Raw genomic sequence first — 22392 nt, 5'->3', positions numbered from 1 at the left:
TGTTCCACTTTCCAAAATGATTATATATCATTACTGATAAATTGTCAATACTGTGTAAAAACAAAACCCTCGGGCCTGAAAGCGCCGAGGGCTGGGGGTACTGGTATGAGGAAGCTTCTCTGGGACAAAACTATCTTAACGCATTACACATCGAAATACAAATCGTATTCTTTCGGATGTGGAACGGAATTGACCTGTCTTTCTTCAATTAACTTTGTTTTTACCCAATGTTCGATTAGCTCTTTTGGGAATGTGGTTAGAAATTGATGGTTGTTTTTCAAAGCAACGCAGCTTTCTTCTAGCGACTTTGGTAGTGGTTTCAGTTCCTTTTCGTACACATCCCCTTCGAAAGGTCCAAAGCCTTCTGCTGTTGGATCTGTATGCTTTCTGATGCCATCGACACCTGCCAATATCATTGCAGCAAAGCCAAGGTACGGATTACATGTTGCATCTATCGTTCTGAACTCTATTCTGCGCTTTTCGGGATCTTTTACGTACGCCGGAATTCTTATAGCTGATGTTCTATTTGCAAGTGCAAACACAGCGTTCGTTGGTGCCTCAAATCCGGGAACCAAACGACGATACGAGTTCGTTGACGGGTTGGTGAAAGCCATGAGTGCCGGTGCGTTCTTCAGCACACCACCGATATACCAGAGAGCCTCTTGCGAAAGGTTGTAGAGTTTGTCTCCGTTGAATATGTTCTTACCGTTCTTTTTCAAGAATTGGTGCACGTGCATACCGTTGCCCGCTTCATCGTACAACGGTTTGGGCATGAACGTCACCAAGTAACCGTATTGCTTCGCAACCATTCTTGCGACGTGTTTGACAAGCATCGTGTAATCTGCCGCTTTCAACGCGTCAACAAGTGTCAGTTCAATTTCCACCTGACACGTTCCAACCTCGTGGTGGTGGTACTTCACAGGTACGCCGTACTCAAGCAACTTTTTAACAATCGCATTCCTTACTTCCATCAACCTGTCAAACGGCGGAATTCTGTGGTAACCTTTTTTTCTTCCAATAAAATACTCACCCGTTTCACCTGACTTCCAAAAACCTTCCCCACTATCGATTTCGACCATTATCCTGTTCGGCTTTACATCGTATCTCACATCTTCGAATATGTGGAACTCGTACTCTGGTCCAAGGTAAACCTCATCTGCAATGTCTTTTATTGATTCAAGAGTCTTCTTCAAAATCGTCCTTGGGTCATGCGAACATGGTGTCATATTCTCAACTTCATAGACATCGCAAATCATTGAGAGAACTTTTTCACCATCGTATTCTTCTATTATCGCAGTCTCCGGATCAGGGATTATAACCATATCACTGCTGAAGACCTCAGCATAGCCGAGGTTGGAAGCGTCAAATCCTACACCTTCGACAAAAGTTTTTTCAGAAAAATTGGTCTTCGCAAGCGTCACGTGCCTCCATCTGCCCCACAGGTCGACAACTTTAAGGTCGATAAAATTTATTCCCTCTTGTTCTACCAGCTTTAGAACCTGAGAACTGGTCATTTCGTTCCCTCCCAGAATTCGAAAGTTTGTGTACGGCACTTTCTTCCATACTAATGCTATCACGGTTTTTTTGGAGAAACAAATTACAACAGTTCAATGGAGCGTACAAAAAACGATTTACCTTTACCTATTCTCAGAACTTCTCATCTTTTCTTAAAAATCCTTCAGTATGCTCACTAATACCACGCACATTTTCAATTAGAAATGTTTGAATTTCAGCCTTCTTGTAATATAATAGTTTTGCTCAAGCTCTTCTCAAAATAGTAAACTTATCTACAAAAAATCATAAGGGGTGAGAAAGGTGAAGGCTATTATCCTTTGCGCAGGGAAAGGAACGCGATTACGACCACTCACGTATACAACAGCAAAGCACCTCATTCCGGTAGCAAACAAACCTGTTATTCTCTACACGATTGAAAAAATAAAAAGCGCCGGGATCACCAACATCGGCATCATCGTAAGTCCCGAAAACAGAGAGGATTTCATAAGTGCGCTCGGTGACGGTTCCCAGCACGGTGTCAAATTAACTTACATCCTCCAAGAAGAGCCAAAGGGTTTGGCGCATGCTGTCCTCATGGCAAAGGACTTCCTCGGTGACGAGGATTTCATGATGTACCTCGGCGACAACCTCATCATGGACGACATCAGACCTTTTGTAAAAGAGTTCGAAGAGAAGAAAGACCTCAGCGCATTGATCATGCTTTCCCCAGTTCAAGACCCTTCCCGCTTTGGTATAGCAGTAATGGAAGGTAACAGGATTGTCAAAACCATCGAGAAACCAAAAGAACCACCTTCAAATCTCGCAATAATCGGGCTTTATTTGTTCAGGAAAGACATCTTCGAAGGCATAGCGAACATCAAGCCTTCCTGGAGAGGAGAGCTCGAAATCACAGACGCAATAGATTGGCTTATTCAAAACAAAGGTACAGTTGAAGGACACATCATTTACGGTTGGTGGAAAGACACGGGAAAGCCTGAGGATTTGATAGAAGCAAATCACAAGATATTGGACGATATCATTGAAGAATTTAAAATCGAAGGAACAGTTGAAGCCTCCTCCGTCATCCAAGGTAGGGTCAGTATAGGGAAGAATTCAGAAGTTGTCAACAGCGTTATTAGAGGACCTGTGATTATAGGAGATAATTGTACAATTTCAAATGCATACATAGGTCCCTACACATCGATAGGCAACGGTGTAATGATCGAAAACTGTGAAATAGAGAACTCTATCGTCATGGACGAAGTCAAAATATCTAACTTATCTTTCAGAATAGACTCTTCTCTCATAGGCAAAAAGGTCGAGATTGTAGAAAACGACGGTAAGCCGAAGGGCGTACAAATTATCGTCGGTGACCTTAGTAAAGTTGTTGTTTCAAGATGAACTTATGTTGCTAAAGAAAAATCCGGAGGTTTAAAGGATGGTAAAACTTATCGTTACAGACCTTGATGGTACGCTTTTAAACGATGAAAAGCATATACCAAAGGAAAATATCGAAGTACTGAGAGCAGCCATGGAAAAAGGAATACACGTAAGTGTCGCAACAGGTCGCAACTTTTATTCGGCGAAACCGTACGTAGAAGAGTTGGGACTCGATGTGCCTGTTATCTTTCAAAATGGTGCATTCATTTACCAGTGGATGGAAAACAAAATTATATACAAATCTGCCTTGGGCTCAGAAATTGCAACTAAAGTTATAGAAACTGCGAGAAGGCACAAGCTATTCTACATACTCTACAGAGACTTTCTTGAAGAAAAGGACATGTACATTGATATGCCGTACTCTGGAAGCTTTTCTCTTTACCTTGGTCAAAACCAATGGAGGTTGAATATTGTCGATGATGTGTTAAAATACATAAAAACAAAAGATGCTGTTGCAGAAGTTGCGCTCGTTGGGGAAGAGCTGGTAATTAGACAAGCCATTAATGAGGCACTTGATGGACTTGAGAGTCAAACGAGTGTCGTTAAGAACACCACAATTGGAAACGAAACATTTTACGAAATTTTCGGACCAAATTCATCCAAAGAACTTTCTATAAAACACCTTTTCGAGTATTTTAAAGTTGCACCGGAAGAAACTATGTACCTCGGTGATAGCTTCAACGACATCGGCCTTTTGAAGATGGTTGGATATCCCATCGTAATGGAAAACGGGCACGACGAAGTGAAGCAATATGCAAGGTACATCACGAAATCGAACAACGAAGCCGGTGTGGCTTACGCGGTAAAGAAATGGGCACTGGGGATTGATGATTGAAAAAGCTATTGATAGCTGGTGATGAAGATAGTAAAAGACCGCAAATTGTTAATCTTCTTTGCACTTTTGATAGTTTTCTCCGGCTCTTTGTTTTCGAACTCAAAACAGATGAGTGAAGTATCGTACAAAATTCAATACATGATAGGCAACCGTCAAGCCAAGGAACTTATACAGTTTCTTGGCTTGTTGGATTTTGAAAAGTTATCGTTGATAGAGAAGGCCGATTATATAATCGCTCTAAGCGAACTATACAGCTGGGCTGGCGTAGATTACAGCTACTCCGAGAAAGCCTACAAATTGGCCGATGATATGCTCAAAAAATATCCAGAATTTTGGAAGTTTCACTACGCAATGGCGGTTGTGCTATCTCATAGAGTTCAAAAAAATAACCTGCTTGCTCTCACGCTTGTCAACAAGATCGACTATCACCTTGAACAAGCTATGAAATTCGGTCCAAATGAATGGGAACCATTTTTCTTAGCAGGTGTGCGCAACTTGGAAGTTCCACTTTTTCCAAACCTCTCACTTGCAGAGCAGTATTTGAAAAAGGCACTAAATAATAATCCAGAGCATATTTTTACATATCTGATGTATGGCAAACTTCTTGAAAAGAAAGGGCAATTCTGCGATGCACTGAACATATACGAAACAGCACTGCTGTTACCTGTCAGACCAGAATGGAAGGTAGTAGACGAAGATGCAAAAAATGAGATAGTTAAAAGACTCTCGGAGGTGGAAAAGAAGTGTACCAAAAAATAAAGGGAACAGAAGACCTGTACGGTGGTGAGATGAAATACTGGTACTGGATCGAAGAAAGGGCAAGGAAGTTGTCTTTACTGTACGGATTTACGGAAATCCGCACACCTATATTTGAAGATACAAAATTGTTCGTCAGAAGTGTTGGACAAGATACGGATATAGTTCAGAAGGAAATGTACACGTTTGAAGACAAAGGTGGTAGGAGTATCACGTTGCGACCGGAAGGAACCGCACCGGTAGTACGTGCGTTTGTTGAAAACGGCCTAATCACTCAAGGTTTTCCTCAAAAATACTTCTACATAGGCCCTATGTTCCGATACGAACGCCCGCAATCGGGCAGGCAAAGACAATTCCACCAATTTGGTGCTGAGATATTCGGAAGTCCGTCGGCTCTTGCCGATGCCGAATTGATAGCTTTTGTGGATAGATTCCTGCGGGATATAGGACTTGTGGATTTTGAGATACATATAAACACACTTGGCGATGCAGAAGATAGAGCAAATTACAGGCAAGCACTCAGAGAATACTATGCTCAGCACCTTGAGAACCTTTGCGACGATTGTAAGGCAAGATACGAGCGCAACCCTCTGAGACTGCTCGATTGTAAAGTGGATGTTCAGTATGCAGAACAAGCCCCAAAACTCATAGACTACATTGGAGATAGCGCAAGAAAACACTACGAAGAGCTGAAAAGCTTACTTGATGCACTTGGGATAAAGTACGTGGAAGACCCAAGACTTGTACGAGGGCTTGATTATTACAACCGAACAGTCTTCGAAGTGCACTATCACAGACTCGGTGCAATGAGCGCAATAGCAGGTGGAGGAAGGTACGATAACCTGATAAAGGAAATCGGCGGCAAAGATGTTCCCGCGCTGGGTTTTGCTGCGGGTATGGAAAGGCTAATTCTTGCGATAAAGGCTGAGAATGTACATGTTGACGATGTAAAGATAAACGAAGTTTACATCGCACACTTCGGTGGTGAAGAAGTCAAGATAGAAGCAATGAAGCTAGCACAACAACTGCGCAGGGAAGGTATCGCTGTTAATTTGGAAATCATGGAACGCGGACTAAGTGCTCAGTTGAAAAACGCAGCTAGAACAGGTGCTAAACTTTGTATAATCATCGGTGAAAACGAAATCGAACAGGATATCGTATTAGTCAAAAACATGGAGACAGGCCAGCAATTAGAATTTGAAAAGGACTTTGTAGTCAGCGGCATCAAAGACTTGTTGGCCGAACTGGAATAAAAAAATAAAAAGCTCCCCTTCGGGAGCTTCACTGACTTGTTGGCTGGGAGGGGAGGATTCGAACCTCCACTGGCGGATCCAGAGTCCGCAGTCCTGCCATTAGACGACCTCCCAACTCATATAACGCAAGATATATTTTACCATACTGACCTTTCTTGTCAATGGCAGAAGTTCGATTCGGATATTTCAAATAAGGAGTGATAAGATGAAATTTGAGATAGTTGTAGTAGGCGCAGGCCTTGCAGGTGCAACAGCCGCAAGAGTGCTTGCTGAAGCAGGAAAAAAGGCTCTTGTTATCGAACAGCACAGACATATAGCTGGACATTGCCACGATTACAAAGACGAAAATGGAATCACTATCCATACCTACGGCCCACACATATTTCACACAAATAATAAAAAAGTCTGGGATTTCGTGAACCGGTTCTGTGATTTTCATTACTATCAGCACAAAGTGTTAAGCTACGTTGAAGGAAGACTCATCCCATTTCCAATCAACAGAGATACCATATGCGAAGTATTTGGTGTTAACATAGCAACCTACGAAGTGGAAGAATTTTTGGAGAAAGAAGTAAAGAAATCAAAGTTCAATAATCCTCCCAAAAATTTCAGAGACGTTGTTGTCTCGCAAGTTGGTGAAAGGCTGTACGAGTTGTTTTTCAAAAACTACACGATAAAGCAGTGGGAAAGAGACCCTGAAGAATTGTCGCCTGAAGTGGCAAAGAGAATACCGATAAGAACAAACAGAGACGATAGATACTTTTCGGACAAATATCAGGGGATTCCAAAGGCTGGATACACGAAGATGGTGGAAAACATTCTGAATCACCCAAACATAGCCGTGCTCACGGGAGTAGATTACTTCGAAGTGAGGGAACTGTTCAAACCTGAACTGACGGTGTACACTGGCGAGCTTGATAGATTTTTCGATTACGCATATGGAAAGCTTGAATACCGTTCACTAAGGCTTGAGCTGAAGACTTACGACCAAGAATATTACCAACCAGTTGCGGTTGTGAATTACCCAAACGATTACGACTGGACGAGGATAACAGAGTACAAGCACTTTCTAAACGAAAAGAGCGACAAGACAACAGTATGTTTTGAATACCCACTCGCAAGTGGAGAGCCGTACTATATTGTGATGACGCAGGATAATATGGAAAAGCGAGAAAAATATATGGAACAAGTGAGGAAATTAGAAGAAAGTGGAGAATACTTGTTTGTAGGTAGGCTTGCGGAATACAAGTACTACAATATGGACCAAGTCATTGAGGCAAGTATAGAAAAAGTTCAACGATGGTTGAAGGAGTGAGCTAATTGGTTTACTATGTCCCGTATTTTCACTGGGGAAGCAAATTCAACGCAGGTTTTAAAGCAAAGATGGATGTTGAAAGAATAATAATGAATATGGGATTTGAAAGGATAGACGTATTCAAAGGGAAAACAGAAGATACCCAAAAGGTGTTTATGCCTCACAAATTGTTTTCCCTGTTAATTCGTTCTTGGGGCAACAAGCAACTCACAGAATCGACCGTTGTATTTCAAAACGGAACAGGTTTAGATTGGTTCATCACCCCTTTTCTGAAATCTGCATTCCGAAAGGGAAAAAGAATAATTGTGATTCACGATGTTGAAAGTATAAGATTGGGGAGGAAAATGGATAAGACAAGGGAAAGAAGCGTGTTTAACAAATTTACACACGCAATAGTGCATTCTAAAAACATGGCAGATTACCTAAGAAACGAATTGGGTTTCAGGGGTGAAGTCTTAATACTTGGATTCTTTGATTATTTACTTGACCACCTGGATCAGCAAAAACTTTCTTCAATACCCGAGAAGCCACTCGGAAAGTACACAATCGCATTCGCTGGTAATCTTGCGAAATCAAAATTTATAGAAAAGATGCTTCAGAAGTTGTCTTTTAATAACTATATTATTTATCTCTATGGCAAGGGCTACCAAGGACAAATGAAAGAAGGCTTCCTTGAACTCAAAGGAGCTTTCCATCCCGATGAACTTCCCTACAAACTCGAAGGGCATTTCGGATTAGTGTGGGACGGGGAAGAAGTAGAAACGATAGCTGGGACTACCGGAGAGTATCTAAAATATAATTCGCCTCACAAAGCTTCACTTTACATCGTGAGCGGATTGCCGTTGATTGTGTGGAAAGAAGCTGCCATATTTGAGCTTGTAAGAGAATACAACATCGGTTTCGGAATTTCTAATTTGTTGGAATTAGACGAGAAACTTTCAAAAATCACAGAAGATGAATACAACTTCTGGAAAAGAAACGTAATCAGATTGGCACAAAAGCTGGCAGCTGGGAAAAACTTGGAAGAACTGCTGAGAGAATTAATCAATTAGATGAGCTATTCCTTTTGAAAGAGTGCACCGAATCTTCTTAATGCTGAGAGAGTGACGTAAAAAGTTCTCAACATAAATATAGTAGCAGGTCTTGGTATATTGTGACCTTTTCCATATCCGAAGTTTAAAATCGGCCTAAAAATCCTATGTCCTCCAGCGTTGTGCACAACTCGGACTTTGATCTTATTACCATGGTTAACTACATAGAACACACCATCCTCAACGAGGTACTTAACCTTTGCCGTTGTTGGAATGAAGTTGTATATTACAGGGAGTTGGAGAAAACCTGATTCGTAGGCGTAATAATTCAAAAGAATCATGTCAACTCCCCAAGCGTACATATCCTTCACTTTAGAGAACATTCTTTCAACAAAGTCGATGTAAACATTCCTTGGATAGACAACAAAACCCGCATTTATTAATCTCTTTCTCCAAAGCTTTCTTTTTATGTCATCAGCTCCATCAACGTTTTTTTCGTTGATTACCATTTCCATATTTGGAGAAATGTCTTCTGTAACAGCTTTGATTTGCGTCGTGTTCTCTTTAAAGAGGTTTGATATATCATCTTGGAAGATTATATCACCTGAGTCGCAAAGAACAATTCCTTTGTAAAAAGTGTTTCCTTTAAGAAAGTCCGCAAGTTCTAAGAACCTTGTGTTGTTTATATGCCCGTCTGTCCGTCTGGCTTTCCTGACAATAGCTCCCTGTTGAGAAAGTTTCTGGACAACCTCGTCAGATAAACCGTAGTCCATTACAAGTACATCGGTTTCTGACAGATTCACATTCTCTTTCAACGACCTAAACCAGTGATTTAAAAGAAAATCCTCGTATTTTTTATTGCAAGCAGTAGCTATCAAATATTTCTTACCGCCCAATTTTTATCACCTCAATCCACTATTGAACCTTCGAATCCTAATGTCTCGAATTCAGTTTGAATATCCAGCCAGCTAACCTCAAAAGGCTGTAACATAAAAAAGGTGAAATCTTGTATATGTTTTTAAGGAAAGCTAATTGTTTTCCCATTTTTGTTTTATTCACTTCAAGAAGCGCGTTCACTATCTGCTGACGTATTAATTCATTCCTAGCAAGTTTCATCCAATCTTTCAAAGGATATCCGTTAAACGCAAGATTACCAAGTGTCCACGAATAAGCAATAGGTATGCTTTTTGTTAAAAGTATTTCAACAATCTCAGATTCTCCATTTTCCTCAAAAAACTTTTTCAACCTCAACAACGAACCAACGTTATGAAATGCTGCTAAAGTCGGCCTTTTGGTAGTTGACGATGTTCGGTAAAGAAGTTCCGCAAATGCCTTATCAAAGACATACACCCGTTTTGAATAATAAAGGTATTTCGCTATGAACTCGTTATCTTCTGAATACCTTGCACCCTGTGTGAATCTAAGGGTATAGTTTTCGATGATGTTTTTTCGAAATATAGATGTATTTAAATGTGCATACGTGACACTTGTAATAAAATCTTTCAACACCTCTTTACCACTGTAAATTCCCTCGTTGTACGTGTACGTTTCGTTGTATGCATAAAGTTGTTTCCCTTCGATATTTACCACATCCTGTCCTCCAAATGCCATCTGACAATCATTTGTCTCTAAAGCATCAACAAGCTCTTCTATAGCATATGGAAAGAGCGTATCATCTCCATCCAAGAACTTTATATACTTCCCTCTCGCGTTAGCTAAACCTGTATTCCTTGCAACACTCACACCTTGATTTTTCTGACTGATTATTTTGAATGGTTTCCCAGAATTTTTGAGCACTTTCTCCGCCACTTCAACTGTCCTATCGGTTGAGCCATCGTCAACTAATATAATTTCGATATTCTCATATGTCTGGTTTAAGACACTCTTCAAAGAACGCTCTATGTATCTTTCAAGGTTGTACGCTGGTATTATAACTGACACAAGCGCTTCATCGGACACGCTTTACAACCCTCCTAAAGTCCCCTATCAAAAATGATTTAACTCTTGCTGGAATATATCTTATCGCCAAATACACAACAGCCAAATCAAATGCAAAATAGATATACCACATTTTGTTTAAAACTTTCATAACATCAGGAATAACTATCCCAAATGCAGAAAGGATAACGTACAGTAGGCTTCCCAACAACATATGATAGGCAATTACAAAGAGTGCATTGAAGGCGAGTTTGTAGAAAAATCCATCGACCTTTAGAACTTTTACCACTTCAGAAAGGAATATTATCACAATGATTGCAAAAAACTCACCAAAGAACGCTATGACACCATTTTTGCCAAACCACTGGTTGTTCCAAGATATATCACCGTTCGTTTGGCTTATAAGAAGCAAACCACCGGTAGTAAGAACAAAACCTAAGAGGCTCACCTTAACATTGTATTTTTTCCAAATTTTCCCAAGCCAAAAGAACGGCAGAGAAACTATAGCAGCATCAATTTTAAAGACGAGCGGTTCGTGAGGAACCATCCTCAGAACAAGCGCTAAGGCGATGGAAATAATTAACAGAACGTTGTTTTTGCTTACAAAGTAGTACATCAGTTCAGCTAAAAACAACATTAAGAAAAACCAAAGAGGTATCGCGTTAACCGCCACCTGATCAAGTCTATCCATCCTTCCGATTAATAAATTCAAAAAGTACTCATATTTAGGGTACTTCACAACGCTTGGTGGAGCGATAAGTAAGAAGACTATGGTGTTTATTAAACCTGCAAAGTAATAAGTTTGAACAAGTAAAATCCTCGATGATAATACTTCTTTTATTGTGCGCTCTTTCCACTGATAACCCCTTGCAAAAACAAGAGCGCCAAGCCCGTAGCTAAAAAAAGCATAGACTTGGTTCGGTGTACCGGAATGTACAAGCATGACGAAGAATATCGCAAGCCCCTCTAATATGAGTATATTTATTTTCTCAACTTTGAGAATGCTGCCCATTTATTTTCAGCACCTCACCACTTCCCACTCGCTCCGCCACCGCCACTGCGGCCGCCACCAAAACCTCCAAACCCGCCTGAACTTCTTCCCGAGCCACCAAAACCACCAAATCCACCAGGTCCCATAGGCCCACGAGGTCCAATATATCTTACACCATTTCGTGAGAATATGAGAATCAACACAACAATAAGTACGATTATGAACACAATTTCATCAATACCTACGGAATCTGAGGAACTCTCCGGTAGTTCTGCGTTAACATCCAGCGTCAATTCAACATTGTATTCTTTCGCAACCTCTCGAGCAAGCGCAAGGTATCCATAGTAAACACCTTTTGAATAATCGCCTTCTTTAAAATACGGGATTATGTATTCATCTCTTATTCTTCCTGCCTTACCATCAGGAATAGCACCCTCAAGCCCGTATCCAACTTCGATGCGCATTTCTCGGTCTTTAATCGCAACCAAAAGCAACACGCCGTTGTCTTTTCCTTTCTGCCCGATTCCCCACCTTCTGAACAGCTCGACAGCGTACTCTTCAATCGACATTCCTTGCAATGAATCAACGATAACAGCTGTAACTTGTGCAGTTGTTTTGTCTTCGAGTTCTTTCCCAACAGAGACGATTTTTTGAACGTATTCTTGCTCAACAACGCCAACGTAATCGTTGATGTATTTGTACGGTGTTGGTGTAGGAAAATCAACAGCCAAAAGCATACTTGAAACAAAAATCACAGAAAAAATCAAAAATATGCGCTTTACTCTCATCTGCTCAACTCCACTCTTTGTAATCTAAAAATACTTCGCAATATCCGATTTAATTCTCTCATAATCTTCCAACAACCTGTCGACCCTTTCAAAAGGTGCGTTGGAAAACATCGTTTCAAATTCCAGCGTAAACGAACCTATCACGCGCTCTGAAATTGGATAGTACTTGGCTGGTGATAGGCCGTATTTTTTTCTTAGAAGCGAGATAACCTCAGAGTACAAAGCACGAAATTCATCAGGCACCTTTTTATCTACAACAAAAAAGTTGATACCCTCATCGTTTATTATCGTTCTGCATATTTTGTACTGCCCATCTTTGTACTTTTCCAAAAACTCCAATACTCTCCCGTTCACTCGCTTAGCAAATGAAAACGATTCTGCTCCAAAGACTTTCTCACTGAACATCTCTTTGTTCAAAAATGTCTCGTCGCCCGCGACTGCTACGAACCTCGTTTTCAAAGGCAATTTCATTATACCACACTGGCAAATCCACTGCTCATTCGTGTTGCCGATAAGCTCCCCACAAAGTCTGATAAATTCTTCCTTTTTTCCAAAATCGTTCATTTTGTAAATCGCAGGAGTAAGAGACATCGGCAGTGAAATTGAGATACCGACAACCTTTTCATTAGAAGGTGTGACGATGAAATTGAAATAAAATGGGAAATTTGAAAAATGTTCAGTATGGTTAAGATGACAACTTACCACCGCCACATGGCGGTGGTAAACATCAAGCCTTTCTTTTTTGCTCTCCAAAAACGCAATGAGCTCAGAGCTATCAAAGTCTATACTCTCCAACTTTTTGAACTTTTCTGGTCCTACATACATCGCTTGTTCTCAACCTTCCTTATCAAATTAATGAACTTACTTTCCTTCCTCGTTCTTCAACATCGGCATCTTAATTCCATGCTTTTTCGCTGTCTGGATAGCTATTTCGTAACCGGCATCCGCATGCCTTACAACACCCATTCCAACATCGTTTGTCAGTACCCTTTCTATTTTCTTTCTGGACAATTCAGTTCCGTCCGCAACGATGACAACACCTGCGTGCAGTGAGTAGCCAATACCCACTCCACCACCGTGGTGGAACGATACCCAAGTCGCACCGCTTGCCACATTGAGCATCGCGTTAAGAATCGGCCAGTCGGCAATTGCATCGCTACCATCTTTCATCGCTTCGGTTTCTCTATACGGACTTGCAACAGAACCTGTATCATGATGGTCTCTACCAATAACGATAGGAGCTTCGAGTTCACCTTTTCTCACCATATCATTCATTGCAAGTCCCATCTCAGCTCTTTGACCCATACCAAGCCAACAAATTCGTGCCGGAAGCCCTTGCCATTTTACTTTCTTCTGAGCCATTTCTATCCATTTCCTTAAATGTTCATCTTCTCCAAAAAGTTCCAGCACCTTTTGGTCTGTCTTGTAAATATCTTCCGGATTACCCGATAATGCAACCCATCTGAACGGTCCTTTACCTTCACTGAAAAGGTCTCTGATGTATTCAGGTACGTATCCTGGAATATTGAACGCATCCTTAACGCCGTGGTCAAAAGCGAGCCTTCTGATATTGTTTCCATACTCAAAGACCTTTGCACCTTGTTTTTGCATTTCCAAAATAGCGTTCACATGTTTAACAACACTACCATATACCATCTCCAAGTATTTTTGTGGATTTTCTTTTCTCAACTTAAGTGCTTCTTCAAAAGAAATACCTGCCGGAACGTATCCGTTGAGTGGATCATGTGCAGCTGTCTGGTCTGTGACAACATCGGGAATGATTCCTCTTCTCACAAGTTCAGGATGTACGTCAGCCGCATTGGCAAGTAGACCTATCGACAGAGGTCTACCTTCCTTCATGGCTTCTTTTGCCATTTTCAACGCTTCGTCGAGACTATCTGTCCACGTATCAAGGTACCCCGTTTGAAGCCTTCTGTCTATCATTCGTTTATCCACTTCAACAGCGATTACCACACCATCGTTCATTGTTACAGCAAGTGGCTGAGCTCCACCCATCTCACCAAGCCCAGCAGTTAATACAAGCTTGCCTTTCAGTGTACCACCGAAATACTTCTTCGCAACTGCATAAAACGTCTCGTATGTGCCTTGAAGTATGCCCTGTGTTCCGATATATATCCAGCTACCAGCCGTCATCTGACCGTACATTATCAGTCCGCGTTCCTCAAGCTCATTGAAATACTCCCACGTTGCCCATTTTGGGACAAGGTTTGAATTGGCGATAAGTACCCTTGGTGCCCATTCATGTGTCTTCCAAACCGCTACAGGCTTTCCGCTTTGAACAATCAGCGTCTCATCATCTTCCAATTCTTTTAGCGTTTCGACTATTTTGTAATAGCATTCCCAATTTCTTGCCGCCTTACCCTTGCCACCGTAGACTATCAAATTTGCAGGATCACGTGCAACCTCTGGATCGAGGTTATTCATTAGCATACGCATTGCTGCTTCTGTGAGCCATGACTTGCAAGTCAGCGTCGTTCCCCTTGGAGCTCTAATCACTTCAGCCATACCGAATACCCCCTTCAAAAGATGTCCGAACTTACAATTTATTTTAACTCTGAAAGACTGCTTTCTCAATTATTTCAAAAATAACCATACACAAGAAAGCAAAGCATTTCACAACGTTTTCAAAGCATTTCAATATATTTCAGTATATTTCCCTTATTCTTTTCCATTCCAGTTCTCTCTGAGTCTTTCAACAATCTCCCGTGCCGTTTTTGTGGCAGCAATACCACCAAGACCTGTTTCTCGTAACGACTCGGGTAATGATTTCCCGACCTCGTACATCGCCTCAACAACCTCATCGAATGGAATAACACTCTCTATACCAGCTAACGCCATTTCCGCTGACGCGATCGCAACGTTCACAGCATTTGCATTTCTTTTGACACAAGGCACTTCGACAAATCCGCCGACAGGGTCGCACACAAGCCCCATCAGTGCCTTCAAAGCAAGCGCAGCCGCATGTCCTACCTTAATTGCATCTTTTGAAAAATAGTAAGTCAACAACCCGGATGCCATAGCCGTTGCCGTACCAATCTCAGCCTGACAGCCACCTGCTGCACCTGAGAGTGTTGCCTTCTTTGCCACCACGTTGCCTATCCCAGAGGCAACGATGTAAGCTTTTAAAAGCTCGTCAAATTCTGCGTTTTTCACCTTCCACAGTGCGTACGCAACCCCCGGAACAACACCGCATGAACCCGCCGTCGGACACGCAACAATTCGTCCCATGGATGCATTTGATTCACCCATAGAAAGAGCAACCACCGTTGCCACGTAGTTGAACTCACTCATCATCTTAGGTTTTACGCTCGCAAGCTTGTGCGCATTCTCTCCCGTTAAACCTGTGAGCGTTTCAAATTTCTTACCAAAGTTCTTTTCCGCTTCTTCAAGCATTACCTCAAGCAATTTCCCCAGCTGCTTTTTCACCTTTTCCGGATCTCTGCCAGTGTCTATCATATCCTGAGCCAAAATGATTTCACTAAACTCAAGGTTAGTATTTTTCCAAATTTCAACAAGCTCAGAAAACTTCATATCTGTTCACCCTCTTCAAGACGCACAGCGTACACCTCAATGACGTTCTTAAGAGTTCTTATGCATTCCAAAACATCGTTGCTTGGATTTTCGTCAAGCTCGATAATTGTTAGTGCAATTCCCTCAAGCGCATTAACTCTGCGCAGATAAACATTCGCTATATTCACACTTATACAATCCAAAATTCCCTTTAAAGCACCAGGCTTATCTTTATTGACTATAACCAACGCCGGATAGTCTCCAGCGAGTGAACATTCAACACCGTTTATTTTTGTAATCCTTATCGCACCACCGCCTATGGAAGAACCTTCAACCTCGTTGTAAAGATTGCCTTTCTGCGCTTTAATCAATACGGTGTTCGGATGAACATCACCAAGGTCGGCAAACTCGAATTCGAACCTCAAGCCTACTTGCTCGGCAAGTTTGTAGGCATCCTTGACTTTGGGGTCATCCGGCTTAAGCCCAAGAATACCTGCAAGCAATGCCCTGTCCGTGCCGTGTCCCTTGTACGTTAAAGCAAACGAACCGTGCAATACAAACACTACACTTTCTGGAATCCCCATCAACTTGTACACAAACCGTGCAATTCTGAGCGCACCGAGTGTATGTGAACTCGATGGACCGATCATAACCGGACCGGAAACTTCAAGTAATCCCATGGACTTCACCTCTGCTTATTCGTTCCTTTTAAACACACATCAGAAACTATTATACCACCAAAACAAAGCGGGGCGTAATCGCCCCGCCGCCTGTTAAGTATTAAGGCTGTTATTATCCTCTCATCAACTGAAGCACGTTCTGTGGTAGCGTGTTGGCCTGCGCAAGCATCGACATACCAGATTGCATCAAAATCTGCGCCTTTGTGAATTGCATCATCTCTTTTGCCATATCGGCATCTCTGATTCGGCTTTCTGCTGCTGTCAGGTTCTCTGCTGCTACGCCGAGGTTCGCTATCGTGTGTTCGAGTCTGTTTTGGATTGCACCAAGCTGTGACCTCACGGAACTAACTTTGTGAATAGCCGCATCAATGACGCTGATGGTTCTTTCAGCGTCATTTTGCGTCGTAACTTTGAGTGTAGAGGTCAGAAGTCCAAGGTCTTTCGCATTCATTGCATCAATACCAGCTACCATGTTAGCACCTTCGTTTGCACCAATCTGGAACACAAGCTGATTACCTGTCGTGTTGATTTTCTCAACTCTTGCAACTCCAGTGTCTATTACCTCTTCCAGAGGTAATCCACCACCAAATTGCTTGATATCAAATCTTGAAGTGTTCCAGCTGATTTTAACTCCGCCAACAACGACAGAAGCTTGTGAGTAGTCGATTACAACAGTAGTTACTCCCGTTGATTGAACAAGCACAACCCTAACATCCAAAGCACTGGTTACGTTTCCTTTGAACTGTCCCACTTCAACAACAAATGTTCCCTCAACTACACTTGCTGCAGAACTGACCGCAGTCACGTTAAGGTCAATGTTTCCTTGGGAAACAACTTTTGCATCGGGCGTAAATCTAAAGCTCTCAAGGTTACCGTTCAAAAGCTTTTTGGTGTTGAACTCAGTTGAACGAGCGATCCTGTCAATTTCCTCACGGAGTTGATCAAGTTCGGCTTGTATACTCGACCTATCGACATCCGTGTTTGTATCGCTTGCCGCCTGAACTGCGAGTTCCCTCATACGTTGGAGGATAGAGTGAACTTCGTTGAGTGCTCCTTCCGCTGTTTGGATGAGTGAAATCGCGTCTTGTGCGTTCTTTACCGCCATCTCGAGACCCTTGATCTGGCCTCTCATCTTTTCACTGATCGCCAAACCAGCCGCATCATCGCTTGCCCTGTTGATCTTCAAACCGGACGAAAGTCTTTCGAGCACCTTTTTCATGTCTGAGTCCGTGAGTGTTATCTGCCTCCATGCGTTAAGTGCCGACAAGTTGTGGTTAATACGCATAACCTCACCTCCATGGAAAGTAAAATAATCCTATTATTTTTCGTATATCACTGCCCTCAATGGTCCTGTCAACATGTAGTGTTTTACCGTCTTCACACCAAGCCTCTTTAACTCACTTTCGATTTGCTTCTTCGTTCTGATGAATCTGAAAATAGGATAGTGCCAAACCAAGTCATCATGATTACCAAATTCTGGAACAAAATAGAACAACACTCCACTTTCAAAATTCTTCACAAGACTTGAGAAATCCTGAGAGATGTTTACAAATTCAAAACTAACAACATTCCTTGAATCCTCAACCTGATTAATTTCAAGCTCTACCGCAACACTTCTCAGTAAATTACGATATCTCTCATCATTTTCCAAAAGCTTTGTATCGCTAAAGCTAACATCGCTCAGAACTTTTAAAATATCCTCTTTCTTGATTTCCAAAACAGGTAAATTGTAGTTCTTCGAACGTTCTTTATATACACTTATCGCCTCATCTATGTGGAACGGCTGAACGTAGTAGTACTCTTCCGTCTTTCTCCAAACCCTCAGCGGTGATATAACACCAAGTCCAGAGTGTTTCTCAGATATATTTCCCACCCACACTATTTCGTCGCTTTTGTTCCCGAAATTCTCGGCTGGATAGAAGTTATCGAACTTAAAAATTCCTAACGCAATATCGCCCAGCGCAGCATTTTTCTTCAAAGCCTTTAAGTGATATTCGTATGCTTTTGCCAAATCAGTTTGGTCACTCGAATCCTCAAATAACTTCGCATATCTGTGCTCGAGGAACGGAAACTCATCCTTATTCATAATACTTTCTAACAGCTCAGCAGACTTCTTCTTATCCGCTTTCCAAATATTCACTGCACTCACATATTTTGCAAAATCAGTATCCGATATGAGATACAACTTCGATAGTTCCTCTTTCGAAAACTGCTTGAGAACTTCCATCATCAGTTCTTTGTTTTCCAAATAGAACCTCTTTAATTCGTGGAATACACCTTCTACAGTAGGATCAAGTTTTGTTTTCAAATCATCAAGTATTGGTTTGATAAACCTTGATATTTCCGGTAAAACTTCCGCTGCGCTCTTGTAGTACTCTAACGCAAGTTTGAAATTAGCTTTTGCGAGATATGTGTCAGCAATAAGTCCGTGAGTAATACCTTTGATAACTTGGTTCTCCGATTTCCTTAGTTTGCTTAATACTCGGAGCTTTGAAACATTGTCATCCGGTACATTTTCATAGAAGAAAATAAGTGCTTCCAAACCTAATTGTTCAATTTTTTGGCCCCATTCTTCTTCATTCTTTCCAAAGATGTATTCTATTAATTTATCTTTTCCATCCTTAAGTCTTTCAAAAAGTAGCTCACCAAAATGACCTTTCAAGAACGGCCTCAGTAGGTCCACGTTGAATTTTAAGTTTAGCTTGACGATTCGCTCTACAATGTCTATAACATTGATGGCTACCCCAAACTCTTTCAAAATGGCAAGCAGGGCTTCTAACTCGCCAACAATCTCAGCGAAAACCTCATCGTCAACCTCAACAACCGTTTTCAAAATAGCATTTGCCAACCTTTGAACTTCACCTGAGGTAAGCTTAGACCTATCGAATATTTTCTCAAAGTGCCTTCTGAAATTCTTTAAATCCTTCTTCCTAAGATAAGCCAAAGCAAGAAGTGTATGAGCCATGGGGGTATACTTTATTGCAGTTATAGTCCATGAGAATTCTTGAGGGTTCTTCTCAACATATTCTATTCTTTTGAGGAATTCCTCGCCGTATTCTATTATCTTGTCATAACTCTTTTCTGCTTCTTCAACAGCTAAAAGGCCGTAGTATGGATCTGGGTTTTTTGGTTCAACTTTCAGTAAAAACTTCAACAACTCCCTGGATTTATGACGAAAGCCTTTTGCATTTAAATCGAGTGCATGCATGAACAGGACCTCAAAAGCTATAGCGGGCATCTTTTGGTCTTTTTGAATAATGTTCATAACTTCCTCAACGATAGGATAAAGCTCGTATTTATTCCCACCAATCAGTTCTGTTTTATAAAGCTGGCACAAATAATACGCCCTTTCTTGGCTGGGCATATCCTTTCCTTCTTCCAAAAGTCTAATGATGAAATTCCTCGTTCTTTCGTACTTTTTCCTTCGGAGTTTTCTTGTCCATATATATCCGTAGTGATATATCGTAAACGGTGCCTCTACGACTTTTCCTTTATAAATTGGCTGATTGTGAACTATGTTTTCATACCTTACCGTACCATTTCTAAAAATCCTTGCCGTAGAAGCAATTTCTGTTTTTTTCAAATCCCAGTCCAGATAACTCAGTGTTGGAAGATATACCGTGTTCACGTCGGCTGGAAGATTTTCAAGAAACTCCCTAATTCCTGCAAAATCTTCTTTTACCTCCTCATCGGCATCGTAAATGAGCACCCATTCGCACGTCGGAAACTGCAGGGAATAATTACGTGCTTCAGAAAAATCATCTTTCCATTCATGGAAATATATCTTGTCTGTATATTTCTTAGCGACCTCAACGCTGTTATCAGTTGAGCCCGTATCAACGACTATAATCTCATCAACATACGGCTTAATACTTCCAAGAGCCCTGTCGAGATTGTGCTCTTCGTTTTTCATAATCATTGCAACACTCAGTAGACAACGCTTCTTCTCAGACATTTCCAAACCCCCAATTCTTGATATAACTTTCCTAACATATTATTCATTTTACACTAAGAACATTCCTAAAACTTTATACAAAAGCAAGAAAGCGGGCTTTCGCCCGCTTTCCCAAATCTTATTGATTATTAGCTTTTCACTAATCAGGTTTAGAATTACCTCATCAATTGAAGCACCTGTTGTGGTTGAGCATTTGCCTGTGCAAGCATCGACATACTCGACTGGAGCAAGATTTGCTGTTTTGTGAATTGCATCATCTCTTTTGCCATATCTGCGTCTCTGATTCGGCTCTCTGCTGCTGTCAGGTTCTCTGCCGCTACTCCAAGGTTCGCTATCGTGTGTTCTAACCTGTTCTGGATAGCACCAAGCGCTGCCCTTGCTGTACTTACCTTGTGTATCGCTGCGTCTACTACCATTATCGTTCTTTCCGCACTGTCTTGGTCAGTAACCTTTAGCGTTGCTGTTGTCAATCCAAGTGCTGTTGCACTCATGTCATCTATGCCAGCTATCATGTTGTGTCCTTCGTTTGAACCTATCTGGAAGACAAGTTGATTATTCGCTGTGTACATCCCTTCAACTCTTACAACCGCACTATCAGTGACTTCGTTAAGTGGCAATGCTCCACCAAATTTAGAAATATCAAAAGCGTTCTTGTCCCACTTGAATGTTATACCATTCACAACAACACTTCCAGCACCTATCACTGTAGTAGTTGATTCAACCCTATTTTTTCCAATATAAGTAATCCTAACATCTATTGCGCTATCGACAGTTCCGCCAAGCTGTCCTACCTCGATTATATATGTACCCTCAGAAGCCGCAGAACTTACTGTTCCAAGTTTAACATCAACGTTTCCGCCAGTAACGACCTTTGCATCCGGTGTGAACCTGAATCCTTCAAGCTTTCCGTCAAGCAATTTCTTTGTGTTGAATTCAGTTGTTCTTGATATTCTATCAATCTCTTCTCTTAATTGGTCAAGCTCTGCTTGAATTTGATTCCTATCAACATTTGTGTTTGTATCACTTGATGCCTGTACTGCAAGTTCTCTCATCCTTTGGAGTATCGAGTGTACTTCTGTCAGTGCTCCTTCTGCTGTCTGGATCAATGAAATGGCATCCTGTGCGTTCTTTACTGCCATCTCAAGACCTTTGATTTGTCCTCTCATCTTTTCACTGATTGCCAAACCTGCTGCGTCGTCTCCTGCTCTGTTGATCCTCAAACCTGATGAGAGCCTTTCAAGTGTCTTTCCCATATCCATGTTGGTCATCGTGATGTTTCTCCAGCTGTTCAAAGCGTTAATGTTGTGGTTAATCCTCATACCTCTCCACCTCCATGTGTGGTTTTCCTAAATTTCCAAATACTATCTTCCAGCTTTGGGGGCCCCCTTGAAGCTTCCGATTGTATTATCGGAAGATTAGAAAATTTTTTTAGTTAAATTTGAAACTGGGACGAATGATCATCAGATTTTGGTATTTTTATGCTTATCCATAACATCACAGAGTACATTGAGTTCGATTTTGCTTTTGCTAATACATCAACAAATAGTTTTAACGTTGCATATAGAGAAAGTTATGTCCAATACCACCACGTATAAGATTCTGCTTTTCTTGTTGTTTATCACATCTACCAGGAAACGTCTTTGCTGTCGAGCTCATGGCTTGTCAACCTCTTCTCTCTGATGCTATATATTAATACAAAAATAGGGTAGCTTCTTTATGTTTTTTCTTCAGCTACCCTATCATAGTTGTTCTTAACTTCTCTTACTTTACAGTATCTGTGATTGCCTCAGATTTATTTATATACAATTCTCTTTCACTTTATGTAGCCTTAGTATCACTTTACCCAACTTACATTTTGTTTTATAACTCTCGCTGGGTTACCTGCTACCAAAGTGTTCGGTAGAACATCCTTTGTAACAACCGACCCTGCTCCTATGACCGCTCCATAACCTATTGTAACACCCTTAAGTATTCTTACCCGGCTCTCGATCCAAACGTTATTACCTATTTTAATAGGCTTCGTGGGTGTCCAAAGCTTTCCATTGACTACTAAAGTCCGATTCACTATCTGTGCCTCCCAAGTTACCATAGTATGAAAATCTGTATCCATAATTTGAACATCCCAAGATATAGCACAATTAGCACCTATTTCTATTTTTTCTTTACAGATAATTTTGAGTTGGACGAAATGAACGTGTTTTTTCCAATCTTCAGTTGGGCCGATGGTCCCGTATTACTCTTGTTCTTAGTCCTAATTTCACAGTACCATCGATAATAAGTTTTCTGTGCGGTGCTAATTGTGCAATTGTTCTATCATAACTAATTCGCCCGATTTCCCCAATCCTTGAAGTGAAAAGCCTTAATATCAGCCTATTATCGATTGAG

19 protein-coding genes and 1 tRNA gene are annotated in these 22392 nt (G+C 41.3%); 6 read left to right on the top strand and 14 right to left on the bottom strand.

Features of this window, described 5'->3' with window-relative positions; all coding sequences use genetic code 11:
• Positions 1 to 143 precede the first annotated feature (143 nt).
• Positions 144 to 1514 (bottom strand): type I glutamate--ammonia ligase, encoded by a 1371-nt coding sequence (glnA, locus tag CBS1_RS06790; RefSeq protein WP_090222208.1) that lies wholly within the window; start codon positions 1512 to 1514, stop codon positions 144 to 146.
• A gap of 301 nt (positions 1515 to 1815) precedes the next feature.
• Here glnA and CBS1_RS06785 point away from each other — a divergent pair, with 301 nt between their 5' ends.
• Genes CBS1_RS06785 through hisS form a run of 4 tightly spaced genes read left to right on the top strand, consistent with a single transcriptional unit; the run spans position 1816 to position 5778 of the window.
• The gene (locus CBS1_RS06785) at positions 1816 to 2895 is read left to right on the top strand and encodes a glucose-1-phosphate thymidylyltransferase (RefSeq protein ID WP_033191738.1); all 1080 of its coding nucleotides are present in this window, start codon (positions 1816 to 1818) and stop codon (positions 2893 to 2895) included.
• 37 nt (positions 2896 to 2932) lie between these two features.
• Positions 2933 to 3769 carry a Cof-type HAD-IIB family hydrolase gene (locus tag CBS1_RS06780; RefSeq protein ID WP_090222210.1) on the top strand — a complete coding sequence of 279 codons (837 nt, stop codon included), beginning with the start codon at positions 2933 to 2935 and terminating at the stop codon, positions 3767 to 3769.
• 21 nt (positions 3770 to 3790) lie between these two features.
• Positions 3791 to 4528, top strand: a complete 738-nt coding sequence (locus CBS1_RS06775; protein WP_033191740.1) for a tetratricopeptide repeat protein — start codon at positions 3791 to 3793, stop codon at positions 4526 to 4528.
• Positions 4513 to 5778 carry a histidine--tRNA ligase gene (gene hisS / locus CBS1_RS06770; RefSeq protein ID WP_090222211.1) on the top strand — a complete coding sequence of 422 codons (1266 nt, stop codon included), beginning with the start codon at positions 4513 to 4515 and terminating at the stop codon, positions 5776 to 5778. The genes CBS1_RS06775 and hisS overlap by 16 nt, the downstream gene beginning before the upstream one ends.
• A 40-nt stretch (positions 5779 to 5818) precedes the next feature.
• Here the strand turns inward: hisS and CBS1_RS06765 are convergent.
• Positions 5819 to 5892 (bottom strand) — tRNA-Gln (locus CBS1_RS06765).
• Between the two features lie 91 nt (positions 5893 to 5983).
• On the opposite strand from CBS1_RS06765, the gene glf reads away from it, so the two are divergent.
• Together glf and CBS1_RS06755 are read left to right on the top strand one after the other, a co-directional pair.
• Positions 5984 to 7093, top strand: coding sequence for a UDP-galactopyranose mutase (glf, locus tag CBS1_RS06760; protein ID WP_033192344.1), 1110 nt, complete (start codon positions 5984 to 5986; stop codon positions 7091 to 7093).
• Between the two features lie 5 nt (positions 7094 to 7098).
• Positions 7099 to 8145, top strand: a complete 1047-nt coding sequence (locus tag CBS1_RS06755; protein ID WP_090222213.1) for a glycosyltransferase — start codon at positions 7099 to 7101, stop codon at positions 8143 to 8145.
• 5 nt (positions 8146 to 8150) lie between these two features.
• Here the strand turns inward: CBS1_RS06755 and CBS1_RS06750 are convergent, their stop codons facing one another.
• The 12 genes from CBS1_RS06750 to CBS1_RS06695 all read right to left on the bottom strand — a co-directional run bounded on the left by CBS1_RS06750 (position 8151) and on the right by CBS1_RS06695 (position 22096).
• A complete protein-coding gene (locus CBS1_RS06750; protein WP_090222214.1) occupies positions 8151 to 9020 on the bottom strand; it encodes a hypothetical protein in 870 nt (289 codons plus the stop codon).
• A 37-nt stretch (positions 9021 to 9057) separates the two neighbouring features.
• Entirely contained in the window at positions 9058 to 10083 is a 1026-nt protein-coding gene (locus CBS1_RS06745; RefSeq protein WP_090222215.1) for a glycosyltransferase family 2 protein, read from the bottom strand.
• The gene (locus CBS1_RS06740) at positions 10073 to 11074 is read right to left on the bottom strand and encodes a hypothetical protein (RefSeq protein ID WP_033192342.1); all 1002 of its coding nucleotides are present in this window, start codon (positions 11072 to 11074) and stop codon (positions 10073 to 10075) included. The genes CBS1_RS06745 and CBS1_RS06740 overlap by 11 nt, the downstream gene beginning before the upstream one ends.
• 14 nt (positions 11075 to 11088) lie before the next feature.
• On the bottom strand, positions 11089 to 11841 hold the full coding sequence (locus tag CBS1_RS06735) for a TPM domain-containing protein (RefSeq protein WP_033192341.1): 753 nt from the start codon (positions 11839 to 11841) through the stop codon (positions 11089 to 11091).
• Between the two features lie 24 nt (positions 11842 to 11865).
• On the bottom strand, positions 11866 to 12666 hold the full coding sequence (locus CBS1_RS06730; RefSeq protein ID WP_090222216.1) for a DUF4895 domain-containing protein: 801 nt from the start codon (positions 12664 to 12666) through the stop codon (positions 11866 to 11868).
• Positions 12667 to 12702: 36 nt separating this feature from the next.
• The gene (gene hutU / locus CBS1_RS06725) at positions 12703 to 14367 is read right to left on the bottom strand and encodes a urocanate hydratase (protein ID WP_090222217.1); all 1665 of its coding nucleotides are present in this window, start codon (positions 14365 to 14367) and stop codon (positions 12703 to 12705) included.
• Positions 14368 to 14520: 153 nt separating this feature from the next.
• Positions 14521 to 15393 (bottom strand): L-serine ammonia-lyase, iron-sulfur-dependent, subunit alpha, encoded by an 873-nt coding sequence (gene sdaAA / locus CBS1_RS06720; RefSeq protein ID WP_090222219.1) that lies wholly within the window; start codon positions 15391 to 15393, stop codon positions 14521 to 14523.
• Positions 15390 to 16052 (bottom strand): L-serine ammonia-lyase, iron-sulfur-dependent subunit beta, encoded by a 663-nt coding sequence (gene sdaAB / locus CBS1_RS06715; RefSeq protein WP_090222221.1) that lies wholly within the window; start codon positions 16050 to 16052, stop codon positions 15390 to 15392. Before sdaAB ends, sdaAA begins: the two co-directional genes overlap by 4 nt.
• Before the next feature lie 112 nt (positions 16053 to 16164).
• The gene (locus tag CBS1_RS06710) at positions 16165 to 17337 is read right to left on the bottom strand and encodes a flagellin N-terminal helical domain-containing protein (RefSeq protein WP_090222222.1); all 1173 of its coding nucleotides are present in this window, start codon (positions 17335 to 17337) and stop codon (positions 16165 to 16167) included.
• 33 nt (positions 17338 to 17370) lie between these two features.
• Positions 17371 to 20007, bottom strand: coding sequence for a glycosyltransferase family 2 protein (locus tag CBS1_RS06705; protein WP_090222224.1), 2637 nt, complete (start codon positions 20005 to 20007; stop codon positions 17371 to 17373).
• Positions 20008 to 20162: 155 nt separating this feature from the next.
• Positions 20163 to 21326 carry a flagellin N-terminal helical domain-containing protein gene (locus CBS1_RS06700; protein WP_090222226.1) on the bottom strand — a complete coding sequence of 388 codons (1164 nt, stop codon included), beginning with the start codon at positions 21324 to 21326 and terminating at the stop codon, positions 20163 to 20165.
• Positions 21327 to 21841: 515 nt separating this feature from the next.
• Entirely contained in the window at positions 21842 to 22096 is a 255-nt protein-coding gene (locus CBS1_RS06695) for a DapH/DapD/GlmU-related protein (protein WP_479680585.1), read from the bottom strand.
• Between the last annotated feature and the right edge of the window lie 296 nt (positions 22097 to 22392).

The organism is Fervidobacterium changbaicum (assembly GCF_004117075.1).
GTDB lineage: Bacteria > Thermotogota > Thermotogae > Thermotogales > Fervidobacteriaceae > Fervidobacterium > Fervidobacterium islandicum.
The sequence above is the reverse complement of the archived record's forward strand: the minus strand, read 5'-3'. Positions and strand labels throughout refer to the sequence as shown.

Excerpts from the sequence above, each read along its gene's own strand:
- glnA (WP_090222208.1), bottom strand. The coding sequence starts at position 1,514 with ATGACCAGTTCTCAGGTTCTAAAGCTGGTAGAACAAGAGGGAATAAAT.
- CBS1_RS06780 (WP_090222210.1), top strand. The coding sequence starts at position 2,933 with ATGGTAAAACTTATCGTTACAGACCTTGATGGTACGCTTTTAAACGAT.
- CBS1_RS06775 (WP_033191740.1), top strand. The coding sequence starts at position 3,791 with ATGAAGATAGTAAAAGACCGCAAATTGTTAATCTTCTTTGCACTTTTG.
- glf (WP_033192344.1), top strand. The coding sequence starts at position 5,984 with ATGAAATTTGAGATAGTTGTAGTAGGCGCAGGCCTTGCAGGTGCAACA.
- CBS1_RS06740 (WP_033192342.1), bottom strand. The coding sequence starts at position 11,074 with ATGGGCAGCATTCTCAAAGTTGAGAAAATAAATATACTCATATTAGAG.
- CBS1_RS06735 (WP_033192341.1), bottom strand. The coding sequence starts at position 11,841 with ATGAGAGTAAAGCGCATATTTTTGATTTTTTCTGTGATTTTTGTTTCA.
- CBS1_RS06730 (WP_090222216.1), bottom strand. The coding sequence starts at position 12,666 with ATGTATGTAGGACCAGAAAAGTTCAAAAAGTTGGAGAGTATAGACTTT.
- hutU (WP_090222217.1), bottom strand. The coding sequence starts at position 14,367 with ATGGCTGAAGTGATTAGAGCTCCAAGGGGAACGACGCTGACTTGCAAG.
- sdaAA (WP_090222219.1), bottom strand. The coding sequence starts at position 15,393 with ATGAAGTTTTCTGAGCTTGTTGAAATTTGGAAAAATACTAACCTTGAG.
- sdaAB (WP_090222221.1), bottom strand. The coding sequence starts at position 16,052 with ATGGGATTACTTGAAGTTTCCGGTCCGGTTATGATCGGTCCATCGAGT.
- CBS1_RS06710 (WP_090222222.1), bottom strand. The coding sequence starts at position 17,337 with ATGCGTATTAACCACAACTTGTCGGCACTTAACGCATGGAGGCAGATA.
- CBS1_RS06705 (WP_090222224.1), bottom strand. The coding sequence starts at position 20,007 with ATGTCTGAGAAGAAGCGTTGTCTACTGAGTGTTGCAATGATTATGAAA.
- CBS1_RS06700 (WP_090222226.1), bottom strand. The coding sequence starts at position 21,326 with ATGAGGATTAACCACAACATTAACGCTTTGAACAGCTGGAGAAACATC.
- CBS1_RS06695 (WP_479680585.1), bottom strand. The coding sequence starts at position 22,096 with ATGGTAACTTGGGAGGCACAGATAGTGAATCGGACTTTAGTAGTCAAT.